Source organism: Shewanella sp. 125m-7 (genome assembly GCF_052977045.1).
In genome coordinates this window covers 99,858-118,177 of record NZ_JBRILQ010000002.1, presented here as the reverse complement: position 1 = coordinate 118,177, position 18,320 = coordinate 99,858, and the positions used below count along the sequence as shown (strand labels likewise).

Annotated in this window: 14 protein-coding genes; 11 read left to right on the top strand and 3 right to left on the bottom strand. The window is 42.9% G+C overall.

Going from position 1 to position 18,320, the window contains the following annotated elements; genetic code table 11:
• Positions 1 to 251: 251 nt before the first annotated feature.
• Both ACVBIL_RS01420 and ACVBIL_RS01415 read left to right on the top strand, forming a co-directional pair.
• Complete coding sequence (locus ACVBIL_RS01420) at positions 252 to 1,502, top strand: valine--pyruvate transaminase (RefSeq protein ID WP_447165205.1); 1,251 nt, start codon at positions 252 to 254, stop codon at positions 1,500 to 1,502.
• 408 nt (positions 1,503 to 1,910) lie between these two features.
• Positions 1,911 to 6,596 carry an SslE/AcfD family lipoprotein zinc metalloprotease gene (locus tag ACVBIL_RS01415; protein WP_447165204.1) on the top strand — a complete coding sequence of 1,562 codons (4,686 nt, stop codon included), beginning with the start codon at positions 1,911 to 1,913 and terminating at the stop codon, positions 6,594 to 6,596.
• A gap of 96 nt (positions 6,597 to 6,692) precedes the next feature.
• Here the strand turns inward: ACVBIL_RS01415 and blaOXA are convergent, their stop codons facing one another.
• Positions 6,693 to 7,484 (bottom strand): class D beta-lactamase, encoded by a 792-nt coding sequence (gene blaOXA, locus ACVBIL_RS01410; protein ID WP_447165280.1) that lies wholly within the window; start codon positions 7,482 to 7,484, stop codon positions 6,693 to 6,695.
• Positions 7,485 to 7,944: 460 nt separating this feature from the next.
• Here blaOXA and gadC point away from each other — a divergent pair, with 460 nt between their 5' ends.
• The 8 genes from gadC (at position 7,945) to ACVBIL_RS01370 (ending at position 15,934) form a co-directional block, all read left to right on the top strand.
• Positions 7,945 to 9,459, top strand: coding sequence for a putative glutamine/gamma-aminobutyrate antiporter GadC (gene gadC / locus ACVBIL_RS01405; RefSeq protein WP_447165203.1), 1,515 nt, complete (start codon positions 7,945 to 7,947; stop codon positions 9,457 to 9,459).
• Positions 9,460 to 9,512: 53 nt separating this feature from the next.
• Positions 9,513 to 10,451: a glutaminase A gene (gene glsA / locus ACVBIL_RS01400; RefSeq protein ID WP_447165202.1), complete on the top strand. Its 939-nt coding sequence runs from the start codon at positions 9,513 to 9,515 to the stop codon at positions 10,449 to 10,451.
• Between the two features lie 382 nt (positions 10,452 to 10,833).
• Entirely contained in the window at positions 10,834 to 11,610 is a 777-nt protein-coding gene (locus ACVBIL_RS01395) for a nuclear transport factor 2 family protein (RefSeq protein ID WP_447165201.1), read from the top strand.
• A gap of 271 nt (positions 11,611 to 11,881) precedes the next feature.
• The gene (gene egtB / locus ACVBIL_RS01390; RefSeq protein ID WP_447165200.1) at positions 11,882 to 13,036 is read left to right on the top strand and encodes an ergothioneine biosynthesis protein EgtB; all 1,155 of its coding nucleotides are present in this window, start codon (positions 11,882 to 11,884) and stop codon (positions 13,034 to 13,036) included.
• On the top strand, positions 13,029 to 13,994 hold the full coding sequence (locus ACVBIL_RS01385) for an L-histidine N(alpha)-methyltransferase (RefSeq protein WP_447165199.1): 966 nt from the start codon (positions 13,029 to 13,031) through the stop codon (positions 13,992 to 13,994). Before egtB ends, ACVBIL_RS01385 begins: the two co-directional genes overlap by 8 nt.
• Positions 13,991 to 14,698, top strand: coding sequence for a hypothetical protein (locus tag ACVBIL_RS01380; protein ID WP_447165198.1), 708 nt, complete (start codon positions 13,991 to 13,993; stop codon positions 14,696 to 14,698). Before ACVBIL_RS01385 ends, ACVBIL_RS01380 begins: the two co-directional genes overlap by 4 nt.
• A gap of 61 nt (positions 14,699 to 14,759) precedes the next feature.
• On the top strand, positions 14,760 to 15,023 hold the full coding sequence (locus tag ACVBIL_RS01375; protein WP_447165197.1) for a nuclear transport factor 2 family protein: 264 nt from the start codon (positions 14,760 to 14,762) through the stop codon (positions 15,021 to 15,023).
• 41 nt (positions 15,024 to 15,064) lie between these two features.
• The gene (locus ACVBIL_RS01370; protein WP_447165196.1) at positions 15,065 to 15,934 is read left to right on the top strand and encodes a spore photoproduct lyase family protein; all 870 of its coding nucleotides are present in this window, start codon (positions 15,065 to 15,067) and stop codon (positions 15,932 to 15,934) included.
• Between the two features lie 177 nt (positions 15,935 to 16,111).
• Here the strand turns inward: ACVBIL_RS01370 and ACVBIL_RS01365 are convergent, their stop codons facing one another.
• Both ACVBIL_RS01365 and ACVBIL_RS01360 read right to left on the bottom strand, forming a co-directional pair.
• Positions 16,112 to 16,363, bottom strand: coding sequence for a GlsB/YeaQ/YmgE family stress response membrane protein (locus tag ACVBIL_RS01365; RefSeq protein WP_447165195.1), 252 nt, complete (start codon positions 16,361 to 16,363; stop codon positions 16,112 to 16,114).
• A gap of 139 nt (positions 16,364 to 16,502) precedes the next feature.
• Positions 16,503 to 17,282: a TSUP family transporter gene (locus tag ACVBIL_RS01360; RefSeq protein WP_447165194.1), complete on the bottom strand. Its 780-nt coding sequence runs from the start codon at positions 17,280 to 17,282 to the stop codon at positions 16,503 to 16,505.
• Between the two features lie 120 nt (positions 17,283 to 17,402).
• On the opposite strand from ACVBIL_RS01360, the gene ACVBIL_RS01355 reads away from it, so the two are divergent.
• Positions 17,403 to 18,317, top strand: coding sequence for a LysR substrate-binding domain-containing protein (locus ACVBIL_RS01355; RefSeq protein WP_447165193.1), 915 nt, complete (start codon positions 17,403 to 17,405; stop codon positions 18,315 to 18,317).
• Positions 18,318 to 18,320 lie beyond the last annotated feature (3 nt).

Genomic DNA, 18,320 nt, shown 5'->3' with positions numbered 1-18,320 from the left:
AAGAAAACTCAGCCCATTTCACAATAGGAGTTAATGGCACAGATAAACGAACACAAGGTTCGTCCACCAGCAATACACAAACCTGCGATCTTGTTTTTGTCAAAAATGGAATAATCGAACAAATAATTTACGATTTACGCAGTAAAACATGACGAATGCCAAATTAGTCACTAAAAGTGAAAAAAATAAGTGCGTTTTATTCTGAGTATTGTTACTACAGGCATACTTAAGTCATTGTGGTACTAGATAGCATGCAGTTTTCAAAGTTTGGTGAAAAATTTAATCGTTACTCCGGCATTACTCAGTTAATGGATGATCTTAATGAGGGCTTAAGCACACCCGGAGCGATTATGCTCGGCGGTGGCAACCCCGCTTCGATCCCGGCAATGCAAGATTACTTTCACCAAGCCACTGCCGATATGCTGGCTAATGGCGAGTTAGTGGCAGCATTAGGTAATTATGACGGCCCACAGGGTAAAGATAGCTTCTTAAAGGCGTTGGCAAACTTACTACATGAGACCTACGGCTGGGACATCACTCCCAAGAACATTAGTCTTAGCAATGGCAGCCAGAGTGCTTTCTTCAACTTGTTCAATTTACTGGCAGGTGAACAAGTCGATGGCAGCCAAAAGAAGATCTTACTGCCTCTTGCACCCGAATACATCGGCTACAACGATGCGGGACTCGATGATGACATTTTTATCTCTTACCGCCCCGATATTGAGATGCTAGATAACCGCATGTTTAAATATCATGTGGATTTTGAAAAACTAGAGGTCGATGACTCGGTGGCTGCGATATGTGTGTCTCGCCCGACCAATCCAACGGGTAATGTGCTCACCGATGCCGAAGTGGCAAAACTCGATGAGTTAGCCAGAGCGAATGGGGTCCCACTGATCATAGATAACGCCTACGGCACTCCGTTCCCCAATATCATCTTTGAAGAAGTGACCCCGTTTTGGAATAACAACACCATACTGTGTATGAGCTTATCTAAGCTTGGCTTACCGGGCGTTCGTTGTGGCATTGTGATTGCCAGTGAAGAGATCACAGCAGCACTGTCCAACCTCAATGCCATCATCAGCCTAGCACCTGGCGGGTTTGGGCCTGCCATTGCTAAGCACATGATTGAGTCTGGCGATCTACTCCATCTAAGCGAAAACGTTATCAAGCCTTTTTATCAGCAAAAATCTGAGTTTGCGGTTGCCTTATTGCAGCAGTCGATTAGCGATAGCCGCTTTAAAATTCATAAACCTGAAGGCGCTATGTTCCTCTGGCTTTGGTTTGATAAGCTACCTATCACGACCATGGAGCTGTATAACCGACTAAAAGCGCGCGGTGTGTTGATTGTCCCCGGCGAGTACTTCTTCTTTGGCCTAGAGGAAGATTGGGATCATGCGCATCAGTGCCTGCGAATGAATTACGTACAAGATGAAGCCAAAATGCGTGCAGGAATTGCGATTATCAGCGAAGAAGTCGCAAAGGCTTATTCAGAAGTTTAAGCGAATTATATGCTCAATACAGTTCAGCACGGCGGCTGCGTTGCTGAACTTGTTTTTGAATTCTACGTTTTTGCCTTATAAATATACCAAGCTCCCCGCTTAAATATCTCCTGAAAACCCAATCTATTGCTGTAATGGTTTTCAACAGTCTAATTAATGACTTACTAAAATAAAATTATATTTATTCTCTATTTATTGAGATAATAAACGTCTCATTTATACGTATATTTGCTAAATATTCAATTTTGATACTTTTCTGTCGCTTTAACTTCTAATCAATACCCCTATTTATTTAAAACTTAAAACCAACCATTAACAGCTAATCAAATTACAAGTCATGTTCTCTAAAATCTATTGATGGATAGATCTTAGAGAAAGTAACTTTGCTTTTAGTTATGAGACCAAAGAATGAAAAAAATAATACTTGCTGCAGTAATAAGTAACCTTTTGACAGGTTGTTTCGAAAGTAGTGATTCTCCAGAGCCGTCAACACCTGTTGTACCGAGTATTCCGCTAGAGCCGTCAATGCCAGTTGTGCCAAGCATTCCACTTGAGCCGTCAACACCGGTTGTGCCAAGTATTCCGCTAGAGCCGTCGACACCGGTTGTGCCGAGTATTCCACTAGAGCCGTCAATACCGGTTGTGCCGAGTATTCCACTAGAGCCGTCAACACCTTTGTTTGACATCATTGCAGACACCTTATGCGAAGGTAACTTCAAAGCTGAATTGACAACAGATGAGCACTATTTCTGTAGTACTGACTCAAAAGAGCAAATTGGTGACAGCAATGCACTTACGGCGAATAGTTACGCTAGTTTAGCGTTATGCCAAGCGACTCTAGCAGGCTTGATCGCAGACAGTACGACTTATACCAATACGCAATGCTTTACCGGTCAAATAGAGACAACACCGCCAACGGTTATCATCCCCGCGAAAAAGACCTACCAAGGCAGCTTAATGCTTAGCGGTAAAACCCTGTCCGGCCACATTACCTGTAACGGTCAAGTACTAGCTGAAACAGGATTTTTCAGCTTTAAAGATGGCGACAACGTCAGTTGCTCTTATGGCTCTTTAGAGCTAATTAATAAAGATATTCCGTTGCCAGATGGCTGGACACGCGATACTCATAACGCGATGGCGTTGGATATGCAAAATGACTGGTCGCATGACAACATTAGCGTGGCTGATGGTGCAAAGATCATGGCCAAGGTCAGCACCTGCCCAGCAATTACCACAGAGATCTGTTTGGATGAACTCGACAGCTTTGATGTGTCACCATTATTTTCAAGTGGCGATGAAAACGATATTGACGCATTTTTAAACCCTCCAGCAGCAGAAGAGACTGACGCTATTGATAAGGCGCCAAGTTCACATGTTGATAGCAGTTTAACCCCAGAAGTGACCGAGGGAGCCAAGCCTGATATTAATGCAGGCTTTGTGTCTGCCGCAGCAGAAGAGGCTTACACTTATAAGCCTAGCGAAGATGCACGTGTCCTGACGACGAGTGTATTGAGTGATATTAATGGCACTCCTATTGCTGGTATTAACTATTACACCAAGTCTTCTCGCGGAATGACTGATCCCACAGGTGTTATGTCTTACGTTTGGGGAGAAACCATCACCCTAGGTCTAGATACATTTACCTTTGGTTCGGTAAAAGGTAACCAAGTTGAATATACCTTAGCGGATGTGTCGAATAACGAAATCGTTAAACAAAACATTAATGCGTTAATTGCACGCTATGCTAGCGACTCAGTTGATGCCGTCATCTTTACCGAACTGGTACATCAAGTCTTTGCGCAGTACCCTAACGTTATTAACGAAATCATTAATCTCAATCTACCTAACGGCGCGCAAATCGAGGATACTCAGTATCGCGTGCCTAACGAATTTAACGCGCAGTTTGAAAATGGATTAGCACAAATCATTGATGCAGAGCTAAATCCGGCGCGAGCGTTAAACCATCTTGCTACGCCAGTTTTACGCAATAGCCAGTATGTAACTAATACCCTCAATCAGCTCTACACCGGCGTTGACCAGTTCCATGTTTTCCACGATAACGTATCCTTTTATGGCGAAGTCGGTTATGCCCGTTTTATGCGTTCGATGAACACATCTAACACCGCTTTTCCGCTACTCATGCCGCGTAATGATGTGAACTATTGGTTACCATTTGGTTCAGAGCAAGCCTATCGACGTGATGACGGATTCCCTTATGTGACTGACGCGACAATTATTGATGCCGACTCAGATGTGGTGCTTAAGCGCCCTGAAATCGTAGGTGAAGACACCGCAACCTATAACTTGCCCGTTGTCACCGCGGGTGAAATTGGCCAAGGTCATGTCGTGTTTATGGGCAACAGTATGTACCCAAACATTTTAAGTCATCCGACAAACTATTGGGCCGGTGGTGAAGAGGCGGGTAAAGACAACGGCAGCATGCCGCTATTTTTTAAAAACATGTTCACTTGGTTTGCCCCTGGATATCAACATGGCAATACTTCAGTTAATGTCGGTTCAAACATTAATAAGGTTTGGAAATCTAACGTTAACTTTAACCAAACGTATGATTTCTTTATCGATGATTCATACAAATTAAATGTTGAGTCGCTCGCTTCAGGCAGTTATGACGGACTTGACCCACTGACTACGCCAATCTTAATTTTACAAGCCTATGAAACCGGCCTATTTGGTGATGGCATGAGCGTAAAAGTGCTTGCCGACATCACTAAGCCATTACTTTCTGCGACAGATATTACGGCATTGATCAGTTATATCAATGCTGGTGGTAGCGTGTTGTTTATGGATGCAATAGAGCAGTTAAACCCAGAGCCCATTGCCCGTTTAGCCGATACAGCCGGAATATCATTAGGTGGCTCAAACCTAGCACGTACTCGACAAGCCTATTGTGGCGAAAGCTATTATTGCCAAGCGCCAAGGCCAAATCCACGCGCCAGCTTAAAAGACACGCTAGTGACTTATGAAAAGTTTGACGATATGTCTAAGTTCGTGATTAACGAAGATGGCAGCGTCACCTTCCCAGGCCCTATCGATAAACCGACATTCGATGTGGCTCAATATAAAACCCAAAATGACAATGGTGATGAGCAAAACAACGCTGCCTTTTTCAGTGTTAAAACCGAAGCGGAGCGCCTAGAAGCCGTCGCTAAGATTAAAGCCGCCTTCCCTAAAGCCAAAGAGTGCAGTGACGCGAGTTATGATTATGAAATAGGCTGTATCGAAACCCGTCAAGGGCATGGCTATACCACAGGAAGCACATATTTCAGGCCGCGATTTACTCGCTATGAGATAAGCCCTGAAGTCGTCACCACTATGGTAAAAGCTGCAAACCTTGGAGCAAACGTTGACAAACTGTACCAACATGAAATTTACTATCGCAGTAAAGGGGCTGAAGGTACTCGTTTATCACTCAATGAGCTCAATCAAACCTACGATAACTTATCTGTTTGGCTGTGGAATGATGAACAATATCAATATGTGTCAGGTTCACAAGATGAGCTGGGATTCAAAAAAGCCACTGAGTTTTTAAACTGTTATACCTCTGATTTGCACCAACCAGATAACGCTTGTAGTGCAGAAACCCGAGCTAAACTGCACAGCTACAATATGCTTACTGAAAATGAAGAGCTAAACCCAAGCTACCCGCTAAACTATCAAGAGAAGCCGCTCACTCGCATTATGCTGGGTCGCTCTTACTGGGATAATGACATCAGTGTAAACACCGTTATTTACCCAGGTAATACAGCAACGACAGGCAGCAATGCTAGCGTACACATTGAAACGTTCAATAAGGCTGTCGTTGGTACGGCAAACAACATGCAATCAACAGGATTGTGGGCGATTAAGCGCAGCCCTGTCACGGTAACAGGTGCACATGATGCAACCATTACTGTTGCATTAGTTGATGATGTAACGGGTAAACATGAACATGAACTGGCATTAAAACGTCCTTCTCGTGTGCAAAAATCTTGGACTCATACCGCAGGCTCAACAACTAAAATTATTGCCCCTTATGGCGGCCTAATTTACATCAAGCCCACATCGACTGACACCAACAATACGGTTGAGTTTAGCTTTAATGGCGTATTGAAAGCCTCGCTTTGGCGAGACGGTCAATGGCAAAATGCAGTTAACACTGATGTACCACTAGCAGAGATCAATAGCGGCCACTTTGTTTACACCACCCCGGTAAATAATGTTGCTAATACCGATATCCAAGTCTTTGCCGACGGCATGAACGATTTTGCCAATAAAGCCAGTGATTTTCATGCCAGAGACAATAGTGATGGCAATATGCGCTTTACCGGCGAGTTATTGCCTGAACATAGCCACCGCTTTGTTAATGACGTGCAAATATCAATTGGCGCTGCGCACTCTGGATACCCAGTAATGAGCACGAGCTACAATCGAGATGCCAATACCATCCCGACCCAACCAGAAAATGACTGGTTACTGTGGCATGAGGTCGGCCATAACTTGGCTGCAGCCCCTTTCAATGTCAAAGGTGCAACAGAAGTGGCAAATAACTTGTTAGCACTTTATATGCAGGAGCAACGTGATAACGGCAACGGCGAAATGGATCGCGTTAAAACCGATATTCAAAAAGCACCGATGATGATAAGTCGTGATGACGGCCATGTATGGAGCCACGGCAATGCCGGCTCTCGATTGGTAATGTTCGCTCAATTGAAAGTATGGGCAGAAGATCACTTCAAGATTGCAGATCACTTTAAAGGTGAAACCATCCCATCTTACTACGGCAAACATGAAGGTTGGAACATGATTAAGATGATGCACCGCGAGGCGCGCAACATCGACAATCAATCTTGCTCGGCGAAAAATGCAGTAGGATTAACTGAAGGCGACTTACTCATGGCATGTGCGTCTGCTGTATCTGGTTATGATCTGACTAGTTTCTTTGAGTCTTGGAATCCAAGCGAAGTGTCAGTGGTAACCGCTGATGGCACTCGAGATTATGACGGTGGGATCACAGCAAACGGTGTAGGCTATGTGTTGTCACTATCATTACCCGTTCCTGAGGTTAAGCCTGAAACGATTGATAGTATTCATTAATGACTAGATGATAAACGCCCCTTAACTTAATGCTAAGGGGCTTTTTCTAACACGTTAGCTTACACCGCGTTCCAAAAACACTTTAGATCCCTGCGATTAATTAACGGCTAATGCCTCAATAGACTGCAAAATATCCCGCGTAATGGCTTGTCGTTTATATAGGTCATTCATACGATTCGGAGTGTCCATATTGAGCGCAAAAAATACTGGGCCATTTGGCCACTCAACCCAGCCTACCCACCAGCCGTACAGGCCTTGCCAGCCCGTTTTAGCCCGTAAAACCCAATCACTCCCAGCTTCAACAATCATAATATCTTTAACTAAGCGTTGATCCGCCAATTCAAAGGGCAATTGATTTCTATACAGCTTTTGTAGAAACTCCACTTGCTCAACCGCAGAAATAGCCAGCTTACCATCAATCCAATAGCTGCCACTGTCTTCGGTTATATTATTAAAAGTGGGGTCCGCATTACCATAGCCGATTAGCGATAAATATTGCTGTGCTTTTGGCTCACCCAGCTTCTTGGAAAAATCATCATAAACCCACACTGCTGAGTTACGCATAGCACTGCGTAACGTTTGATCTTGATTGTGTGGTGTAAAACTTCTTTTAACGCCGTCCCATTCAAACACTTGAAACTCATCCGTGACTAAATTTGAGTCTAGCGCGAATAAACTATGAGGAACTTTAAATGTCGATGCAGGAGAAAAGCGTTTATCTGCACGTGCAGGGTTATAAACCCAAGTCACAGGCCGAGTTCCACGTTCATCGCGCACCACTATCGTGCCTTCGGCATCATGCAGATTAAAAGACGCCTCCCAATCGGGACGTGCTTGAATCGACTCGTTACTCTTTTCTTGATCAAACGCAAGGGCAAACCCTGGCATACAAATCAACAAATAAAACACCAAAAAAGAGTGCGTAACACATACTTTTCTATTTTTCTTGACTGATATCACTTTTATTACAAGAGTTTTATTCAACAATTGTATCCCCAGCTATTACATTAATTAAGAATGCACTTCATACAACAAACGATTAAACGTCATCAAGATGCATCATTATTGGTTGTTGGTTGTTAGTTGTTGGTTGTTAGTTGTTAGTTGTTAGTTGATTTTTATCGGCCTTTAAAATGATTATCGTAATGATAAATAGCAAAAAAAGTTATTTTCGATACATGTGCTATTTTTAGATAGTGTGTTTTTCATTGAACCAAGCAACTGAGCGCGAGGTAAGCACAAACCATTATATAACAAATACCTAAATCGCAGCTGTCTAGTACCGTTTGTTACCTATGTGACGCAGCCGTCAACCTAGAATGATTTAATACCTATTTGAGAGAAAAATATGAAACAGACAGAAAAAAAAGGAATAAGTATATTCGCCTTAGCAATGCTTAATATCGTTGCTGTGGTGAGTTTGCGAGGGTTACCAGCTGAAGCTGAATATGGTTTGAGTTCTATATTCTATTATATTTTTGCGGCCATTGTTTTTTTAGTTCCTGTATCTTTAGTCGCTGCCGAACTGGCGACGGGTTGGTCAGAAAAAGGAGGTATATTTCGCTGGGTTGGTGAAGCATTTGGCCCTAAGCTTGCGCTAATCGCCATCTTCATGCTTTGGATTGAGGTGACAGTTTGGTTCCCAACCGCGTTAACTTTTGGTTCAGTTTCGCTTGCGTTTATGGGACCGGATCAAACATGGGATCAGTCGTTATCTGAAAATAAATTCTTTGTTCTCGGCATTGTGCTTGCCATTTATTGGCTGGCTACATTTGTCGCCCTTCGTGGTACAGAAGCCTTCTCAAAACTCGCTAAATGGGGTGGTTTAGTCGGTACCGTTATTCCTGGTGTGATCCTTATCGTATTGGGTTTTTCATATCTGTTTGCAGGTAATACGCCGCAAATTCAGTTAGATTGGAAAGATGTTATTCCCGATTTCTCTAACTTTAATAACGTGGTTCTCGCTGCCAGTATTTTCCTGTTTTATGCCGGTATGGAAATGAACGCTATCCACGTTAAAGAAGTTGATGATGCTCCTAGAAATTATCCTATTGCCATTGGTATTGCCGCATTAGGCACTGTGTTAGTTTTCGTTCTTGGTACGCTGGCGATCGCTTTTGTTATTCCACAGTCGGAAATTAACCTAACGCAGAGCTTATTAGTTGCCTATCACGACATGTTTGTTTGGGCTGGTATTGGCTGGGCTGCACCTGTGATGGCAGCGTGTTTAGCACTTGGCGTATTAGCCGGCGTAGTTGGCTGGGTTGCTGGACCATCTTCGGCACTGCTTGTGGTTGCAAAAGGCGGTTACCTTCCTCGCTTTTGGCAGCAAACTAATAAACATGGCATGGCTACGCACATCATGATGGCGCAGGCACTGTTGGTGACCTTAATTTCAACGGTTTTTGTGGTGCTGCCTTCAGTGCAAGCGGCCTATCAAATCTTGAGTCAGTTAACGATTGTGCTCTACCTTATTATGTACTTAATGATGTTTGCTGCAGCCATCTATTTGCGTTATAGCCAGCCAAATCGCCCTCGTCCCTATAAAATCCCTGGTGGCAGTATCGGTATGTGGTTGATTGCAGGGTTAGGCTTTATTGGCTCATTAACCGCTTTCCTCTTTTCATTTATTCCACCATCACAAATATCGGTCGGTAGCCCAGAAACCTTTGTCGCTATTTTGGTGATTCTCACTATCGTCTTTGTCTCTATACCCCTACTTATTTATAAAGTACGTAAGCCTCATTGGCGCGATCCAGAAGTCACAGACTTTGCTCCCTTTACTTGGGAGATTGAGGATAAGCACCCTGGTGTGATTAATCCGTCCGATAAAGTGACTCACACGTTACATCAGTCTAACTAACTCGTTTACAAACAATCGAATTCGAGTAGTTAAAGATAAACAGTCGAGGAAAAATGATGGTCTTATTAGCCGATGTTATGCAACAAGCATACGATAAGTACAAAGACAAACATGGTGGAAAAAACGCGTCTTACATTCCGTACTTAGCCCAAGTGCCTTCAGAGTTAGCCGGAATCGCTTTTGTGTCTGTTAACGGTGAAGTCACCTCCTTTGGTGACTGTGACTATCACTTTGCGATTGAATCAATCTCAAAAGTGATTACCTTAGCCTTAGCATTGGAAGAATCGGGCAGTGAAGCAGTCCATAGCAAAATTGGCGCTGACCCCACTGGGCTACCTTTCAACTCTGTTCTTGCACTAGAGATGCATAATGGCAAGCCGCTTACGCCTCTAGTGAATGCTGGAGCGATTGCAACGGTAAGTTTAATTAAGGCGGATGACAAAGAGCAACGCTGGCAAAAAATTCTAGACTGCCAGTCACGCTTCACTAACAGTGCGACGCAATTATCGGATGAGGTTAATCAGTCTGAGCAGACAACAAATACCCACAACCAAGCAATTTCTTTATTATTAAAGGCTGCGGGTAACATGTACAGTGACCCGCTTGAGGCCTGTGATGTATATACGCGTCAATGCTCAACGTTAATTAACTGCATTGAGCTTGCAACAATGGGAGCAACGCTTGCCAATAGTGGGTTTAACCCATGCAGCAAGCAAACCGTTATCCACTCAAAAAATGTCTCGCATATACTTGCCGATATGATGATGGAGGGGCTATATGAGCGCTCAGGAGACTGGGCTTATGATGTGGGAGTACCGGGTAAAAGCGGCGTGGGCGGCGGTCTTGTTGCTGTTATCCCTAATGTTGGTGCACTTGCCAGCTTCTCACCTCCTTTAGATCCTGCCGGAAACAGCGTTAAAGGACAGCTGATGATAAAACATATCTGCCGTTTAATGGGCTGGAATATGTTTCACACTCAGATTGAGCAGTAATTAGTTCAAAACACGGTATTAAACCATCCCCAAAAAAAGACTCAGAGAGTGCTCAAGCGGCACTCTCTGACGCTCTCAAGTTCATAAGTCCTCAGTCACGAAAACTAAACTAGCAGTAAGTATTGACTAGACACACAACTGACCGGATTTACAATTCCATCACAGCGATCACACCATTTAAATTAGTTAACAAAATGGCTGGCAACTCGCGCCTAGACTGGGGCTTAAACAAAAAGCAAGAGACCAGAGACCAGAGACCAGAGACCAGAGACCAAAATTAACAAGCAAATACCCAGCAAGCAGTAAATCAATAGACTAATATCATTTACAAGCCACGAATTAATAGACAATTTTTACTGCCGCCAATTGCCGAGGAAACATCATGTCCTTATCGAACAAAGAGAAAGCTGTCGCCCTGTTAAACAGTATTCAAAGTGGCGATAACGCGCCTATTGCCTACATCAATCCGAATAAATACATTCAACATAATCTAGATATTGCTGATGGATTAGCTGGATTTGGTGCCGTCATGAAAAATGCACCCGCTGGCGGATTTAAAGTTAAGGTTGTACGCGCCTTTGAAGATGGTGATTACGTATTTACCCATAGCGACTATGATTTTTTTGGTGAAAAAATTGGCATTGATATCTTTAGATTTGAAGATGGGCTTATTGTTGAACACTGGGATAATTTAATCGCAAAAAGTCCACAACCCAACCCAAGTGGCCATACTCAAATCGATGGTCAAACGACGCTAACCGATCTTGATAAGACCGATGCGAATAAAGCCACTGCCAAGGGGTTCATCAACACAGTGTTGGTTAATCAACAATTTGACCAAGCACCAAACTTTGTAGACGCCAATAATTACACCCAGCACCATCCCGACATTGCAGATAACCTTTCAGGGCTCGCTATGGCGCTGCAGCATATGGGCGAGAATGGCATCCACATGCTCTATGATGTTAATCATATTACCTTAGGTGAAGGCAACTTTACTTTAGCCGTGAGTGAAGGCAATTTTGCTGGCAACCCTACCGCCTACTTTGATCTGTTGCGATTAGACAATGGCAAAATTGTAGAGCATTGGGGGGTCATGTCGACTATCCCTGATAAATCTGAATGGAAAAATGATAATGGAAAATTTGGGTTTAAATAATCAAATTAACTTCATATCAAACCGTCTATGGCAGGGCATTCATTGGCTAATAAAACGCTAAACTGCGCTTTATATAACAATGGCTGCCCAGCGAATAACGGTCACAAATCATTGCGAGTTCAAGATTGACTTCGACCAACACTTGCAACCTCCTCGACTTAAGAATAATGCTAACAAGACTGTTTAATATTTTACAAATAAGTATGTTACTGACCCAATAAAACATGCAAAGCATGTGATTTAGAACAATCAAAAGGAAGTGTATATCCTTATGTTATTACAGAAATATTTAACCACTCGCCAGTACACTGAGTCACTATGTACTCCATTAGAAATTGAAGATTATGTTCCACAGGCTATTGAATATACCAGCCCGCCAAAATGGCACCTAGCCCATACAACGTGGTTTTTTGAACGCTTAATTCTTAAAAAATTTGCAGACAATTACTGCGAGTTTAATGCCGAATTTGATTTTTTATTCAACAGCTATTATCAAACGCTGGGCGAGCGCGCTATACGTTCACAGCGCGGGTTATTTACCCGCCCAACCGTTAAACAAGTCTATCAATATCGACAATATGTTGATGAGCAGATGCGTCAATTATTGAGTCCCCCCCTTTCAGATGAGCTCAATGCTCTTGTCACGTTAGGCATCAATCATGAGCAGCAACACCAAGAGTTATTAATAACTGACTTAAAATATATGCTGTCATTAAATCCGCTCCATCCTGAGTATTCACCCGAGTTTACCCTCGTTACAGATACGAACCAACATGATGGCTGGATTCAGATGGCAGATGGGATGTATGACATTGGCCATGGGCAGCAGTCTTTTTGCTATGACAATGAATTAGGACAACACAAAGTTTGGTTATCGAAGTTTCAAATCGCAAATAGATTGGTGACTAACGGCGAGTATATTCGCTTTATTGAAGACGGTGGCTATACCCAGTTTAGTTATTGGCTTGATGAGGGCTGGGAGTGGCTTAATTCAGAACAGATTAGCGCTCCTCTTTATTGGAAAAAAATCAATGGCCAATGGCATTACTACACCCTAGCAGGACTTAAGTTACTCGACCCCAATGCGATTCTTGCTCATATCTCCTTTTATGAGGCCAATGCTTTTGCCTGCTGGAAGAAGATGCGTTTACCTACAGAGTTTGAGTGGGAGGCGGCATCACAACACCTTGATTGGGGCAAACGCTGGGAGTGGACATCCTCCGCCTACCAAGCTTATCCAGGATTTCAAATAAGTGCTGGCGCTGTCGGTGAATACAACGGCAAATTCATGGTAAACCAAATGGTACTTCGCGGCGCGTCTGTTGCTACCGCTAAGAGTCACCAACGTTACACTTACCGCAATTTTTTTCATCCGCATTTGCAGTGGCAATTGTCAGGAATACGCTTGGTAAAAGATCATGATTAAACAATTTATTGATGACGTAAATAACGGCCTAAGTCAGTCACAAAAACAGCTACCCTCTAAATATTTCTATGACAAAAAAGGCGATGAGCTGTTTGTTAAAATTATGAGTTTAAAAGAGTACTATCTGACAAGATCTGAAATGGAGATCTTTAGCGAACAGGTGCACAGCATTATCGCGGCCCTAAAGCTTAATCAATCAAGCTACTTTGAACTTATCGAGCTTGGCGCTGGCGATGGCACTAAAACCCGGAAATTACTGCAAGCGCTATCTGATCAAGGTTACCAATATGATTATATGCCCATTGATATCTCTAAAAATGCATTAGATAAGCTTGAGCACTCACTCGCTAAGGAGTTGCCCAATGTCTGTGTTAAACAACAACATGGCGATTACTTTTCGATTCTAGAATCATTAAAAAATAGCCATCACCCCAAGGTACTGCTGTTTTTAGGCTCCAACCTTGGCAACATGCCTGACAATACTGCAACTGAGTTTATCTATAACCTAGGTAAAAGCCTCAGCTGTGGTGATAAATTACTGATTGGCCTGGATATGATTAAATCCGCCGATATTGTGCTGCCCGCTTATAATGATCAGCATGGGATTACTCGAGATTTTAATCTCAATCTGCTTCACCGGATCAATACCGAGCTTGATGCTGACTTTAATCTTGAGTTATTCGACCATAGTCCTGAATACACAGAGCAAGAAGGCATTGCTAAGAGCTACCTTAAGAGTCTGTGCGATCAAAATGTCACTATTAAGGCCACTGGCAAGGTTTATCAATTTAGCACTGGCGAGAAAATTCATACCGAAATATCCCGTAAATACAGTGATGCGATTTTTGACCGCATTTTATCTCCGACGGATTTCGTCATTACCAGCAAGTTCACTGACAGTCAGCAATATTTTGCCGATTATATTTTAACCCGTGTACGTACTGAATCTGATAAATGAATACAGGTCAGCAGCAAGCAACCATGAAAAACGCTCTCGCTTTGGGGTTGCTGGGCCTAGGAAATCGGACTACCCAGTTCTATTTCGAGCAATTAAATCGCCAATATCATGCCTACTTCGCTGGAGATAGTACCTGCCCTTTGTTGCTGTTAAATACTAACTTTGAAGAATTTAACCCCTATTTGCCCGATCAATATTGCAAGCTAAAGCCAGCCTTAACCCACTATCTGAATATATTGCACGCCATCAATGTAAAGCGAGTCATTATTCCTAATATTACCTTGCACGAGAGTATCGATAACCTCGACTTAACTAGTGGAGACTACCCAGACATTATTAATCCGGTAACGGCAACGATACAGCGGCTAAAGGAAGACGGATACTGTGAAATCATGCTTATAGGCTCATTTTATAGCATGCATTCAAGCAGGCTTTTTAAGCAGTTTTACGATGCAGGGATCTCGGTTACCGTGCCGACAGAATCTGTGATGCAAAAGCTCGATATCATCCGCAAGCGCGTTTATAACGACTGTGAATGTGAGCAAGATGCTGACTATTTCGCAAGCCTTATATCAGATTATCAAACGCATAGCGCCGTTGTTATCGCCTGTACTGAACTGTCTATTCTTGCTCAAACTATAACGGAGTCAGTTTACGATATGGCGACCATTCAGTTGCAAGAGGCTATCAATCAATTGTTATAGCTTAAGCCTAGGCTTGCTAGCAACTGCGAGGAGAAAAACACGATGAATATGAAACTATAAAATGCCAAAAACCTTTCGCTTAGCGGGGTTTAGTCAACATTTACAGCTATTGGCAACACAAGGGGTAAGCCTAAAATATCATAAAATCCATCGCATTATCGGACAGGGAAACTTTGTGGTGGCCTTTAGCCACGTAATACAAAATGGCGCTGATTGGTGTGTGTTTGACCTATTTCGACTCAAGCATGGAAAAATTGTTGAGCACTGGGTTGTTCAAAAAAAGATTCTACCCAAAGCACAATGGGGAAATAGTGGTAAATTCTAATCTTACATCCCCCTTATTCAGTAATAGCAACAGGAGCTAACATGGCGGTTAACATTCAAGAGATCCAAGCTAAATCAATCGTATGTGCAACCAAAGTGCCGAGTGCTGATTATGTCATTAACCCTTACACTGGCTGCCAATTTGCCTGTATGTATTGTTTTGCCAGTTTTATGGGACGCTTCATAGGGGAGAAAATCGGCAACTGGGGCAACTATGTTTATGTGAAAACCAATGCCGTTGAATTGATGCAAAAGGATATATTGCGCCTGTTAAAAAAATCCCCCCATCCAAGAATTTCAATCAGTACTGTCACTGACCCCTACCAAAGAGTTGAAAAGCAATACAGATTAACCCGAGGAATATTGCAGGTGTTTGCTGATAAAAACTATCAAGGTCGAGTGAGTATACTAACCAAATCACCTATGGTGTTTGACGATGTGGAGCTACTAAAGAAAATTCCTAACGCAGAGGTCGGCATTTCTATCACCACAACGGACGATAAATTGAGCCGGTTTTTGGAAGTACAAGCACCTTCAGCAAGTGCTCGATTAAAAACATTAAAAAAACTCAATGATGCAGGGGTAAAGACCTACGTATTTGTTGGGCCATTATTGCCGCATATGACACTAAAACCAGAATTAATCGATAAACTCTTTTTTGAAATCAAAAAAGCAGGCACAAACGATATTAAAATCGAATACCTTAATTTACCTAAATATGTCCGCCCTAAATTAAATGAATTACTCAAAACAGAGCCTAAGGATGTTCAGGATATTTATGCAACATCTCAACTCCAACAGTATCGAAACGAAATGGAACCAATGTTGAGAGCTAATCTTGCTAAGCATGGATTAACATTGCGGTTTGATGAAATAATTCACCATACAACGAATCAAAACCTAAAGGAGTGATTCGTAACTCAATCAAACTTAATAACAAATATCATGCAATTAATATGATAACCGCTGTGACTTGCTGTCATTTTCGACGTGATGTTGCTGAATGTAAAAACCGTCAGACTCAGCTAAAGCGCTATAACTCACTACGAACAGCAAGTCGTCTCGAAATCTGACGATTTCATATCGGCATCATACTTTTTTAATCAAGCTAACGACAAATAGCAGTAGTACGGCACCAACAGTGGCAGTAATAATAGCGCCAATAAAACCACCACTGGCGATACCAAACAAACCAAATACATAACCGCCGACAACGGCGCCAATAACACCGATGACAATATTACCGAGTAAGCCAAAGCCACCGCCTTTGATAATATTGCCAGCTAGCCACCCCGCTATCGCGCCAATTGCTAAGAAAATCAATAATGCTGTAATATCCATGATGTTAGTTCCTGTGATATATGCTTAATATAGGGCTGCTATGTTTGCAATAACATCAATAAGTATAGTCCAATCACACCCGCCAGCTGCGACTCATTGCACTCCTTTGTTCTTCTTTTCTTAGCGTAATCTACCGCCACTATAACCAGCTAAATAAGTCATACTGCGCCGATAACAGCTTAACGCTCATTGCTATCGACATCACCACCACTAATGGCTTAATAATCTTGGTCCCTTTTGTGAGTACTAACCGAGAACCCAGTGTTGCCCCTATCGCTTGACCAACTAACATCACGCCGCCTAGCATCCAAAATACTTTTCCGCCAATGGCAAAAAAAATGAGTGAGGCTATATTAGTTGAAAAGTTTAACACTTTGGCATGAGCTGTCGCCTTCGCAAGCCCGTAGCCTGCTAACGATACAAATGCGAGCGCAAAGAAACTGCCTGTGCCGGGGCCAAAAAAACCATCATAAAAACCAACGCCTAAGGCGGCTGTAAAGGCAAATACTCCGGGGGTGAGCACTTGCAGCTTATCCTCTTCACTGATCTTTTTCGAAAATAGAAAGTAGCCACCTATACCCAACATCAAGAAAGGTAAAAATACCGCTAAGAATGCAGTATCTATCATCTGCACTGCAATCGTGCCAAGCGCCGCGCCGACAAATGCACAGCCAATACTGAGCTTCATATCGCTAAGCTTAACCATGCCTTTACGCACAAAGTAAAAGCTCGCAAAGAAGCTACCACCACAGGCTTGCAGCTTATTGGTTGCTAACGCCACCGTTGGCGGAAGGCCTGCCCACATTAATGCAGGTATGGTTAGCAAACCACCGCCACCAGCAATGGCATCGATAAAGCCCGCCAGCATGGCAACAAAAAATAACAGCGCAAGAAGCTCAAAAGTAAGGTCTAGTGTCATGATTCAATAACAAATAATTAAAGTGCCGCTATTAAACGTGGTTTGCAGTTAAAACACAAAGGAGTTATTGTTCACCTTAAGTGAGTTTATCTCACACTAAATAATATTAAGGCCCCCCGAATGTACCCGCACCTTCCGCCATTAAATGCACTTAGAGCGTTCGAGGCCTCTGCTCGACTAATGAGTTTTACGCTTGCAGGCAAAGAGTTATTTGTCACTCACGGAGCAATAAGCAAGCAAGTCAAGTTGCTGGAGGAGTTTGTGGGTATACCTCTGTTTATAAGGCAACATAGAAGCCTAAAGCTAACTGATGAGGGCGAGCGCTACTTTGTGAATGCCCAAGCTGCCTTGCAAACCATCAATAACGCCACCAGTGACTTAATTACACAACCTCTTAGAACACAAACTTTGGCCATCAATGTTCTGCCGAGTCTCACTATCAGTTGGCTCATACCAAGGATGGAAGAGTTTAAGTCACGCTACCCCCATCTTTATGTCGATTTATCAATCGGGGATTTTGAAGTCGATTTCAACAAGGCGAACTTTGACATTGCTATTCGCAGTAGCACTACCGTGCCCAAAGCGGCCAACGTATTAACCCTGATGGATGAAGACTTGTGTTTAGTCTGCTCGCCAGATTTAGCGCAAGCTCTCAGAAGCCTTGACGACATCAATAATATGACATTATTGCAGCACACAACGAGACCCGGTTTATGGCAACTATGGGCACAAAATGTGGGGCTTACCCTCACCACTGAAAAGAAATTTGGCGTAGAACATTTCTATATGCTGAGCCAAGCAGCAAGCAGTGGTATGGGGATTGCGCTAATTCCACGCTTCTTTATTGAGGATGAACTGGCAACAGGTAAGCTGGTGATCCCGTTTGAGGCCAATTTGGATGTACAGTTCACCAGCCCTTATCGTTACTATTTATTAACCCCGAAATCGAGCAACCTGCCATTAAAAGTGCAATCTTTTATCGACTGGCTACTCGAGCTTTTTAGCCCTTATCGCAGCACTAAGCTTTTGCGATAATCG

Excerpts from the sequence above, each read along its gene's own strand:
- ACVBIL_RS01385 (WP_447165199.1), top strand. The coding sequence starts at position 13,029 with ATGATTAAACAATTTATTGATGACGTAAATAACGGCCTAAGTCAGTCA.
- ACVBIL_RS01375 (WP_447165197.1), top strand. The coding sequence starts at position 14,760 with ATGCCAAAAACCTTTCGCTTAGCGGGGTTTAGTCAACATTTACAGCTA.
- glsA (WP_447165202.1), top strand. The coding sequence starts at position 9,513 with ATGATGGTCTTATTAGCCGATGTTATGCAACAAGCATACGATAAGTAC.
- ACVBIL_RS01395 (WP_447165201.1), top strand. The coding sequence starts at position 10,834 with ATGTCCTTATCGAACAAAGAGAAAGCTGTCGCCCTGTTAAACAGTATT.
- egtB (WP_447165200.1), top strand. The coding sequence starts at position 11,882 with ATGTTATTACAGAAATATTTAACCACTCGCCAGTACACTGAGTCACTA.
- ACVBIL_RS01360 (WP_447165194.1), bottom strand. The coding sequence starts at position 17,282 with ATGACACTAGACCTTACTTTTGAGCTTCTTGCGCTGTTATTTTTTGTT.
- ACVBIL_RS01380 (WP_447165198.1), top strand. The coding sequence starts at position 13,991 with ATGAATACAGGTCAGCAGCAAGCAACCATGAAAAACGCTCTCGCTTTG.
- blaOXA (WP_447165280.1), bottom strand. The coding sequence starts at position 7,484 with ATGCCAGGGTTTGCCCTTGCGTTTGATCAAGAAAAGAGTAACGAGTCG.
- ACVBIL_RS01355 (WP_447165193.1), top strand. The coding sequence starts at position 17,403 with ATGTACCCGCACCTTCCGCCATTAAATGCACTTAGAGCGTTCGAGGCC.
- ACVBIL_RS01370 (WP_447165196.1), top strand. The coding sequence starts at position 15,065 with ATGGCGGTTAACATTCAAGAGATCCAAGCTAAATCAATCGTATGTGCA.
- ACVBIL_RS01365 (WP_447165195.1), bottom strand. The coding sequence starts at position 16,363 with ATGGATATTACAGCATTATTGATTTTCTTAGCAATTGGCGCGATAGCG.
- ACVBIL_RS01420 (WP_447165205.1), top strand. The coding sequence starts at position 252 with ATGCAGTTTTCAAAGTTTGGTGAAAAATTTAATCGTTACTCCGGCATT.
- gadC (WP_447165203.1), top strand. The coding sequence starts at position 7,945 with ATGAAACAGACAGAAAAAAAAGGAATAAGTATATTCGCCTTAGCAATG.
- ACVBIL_RS01415 (WP_447165204.1), top strand. The coding sequence starts at position 1,911 with ATGAAAAAAATAATACTTGCTGCAGTAATAAGTAACCTTTTGACAGGT.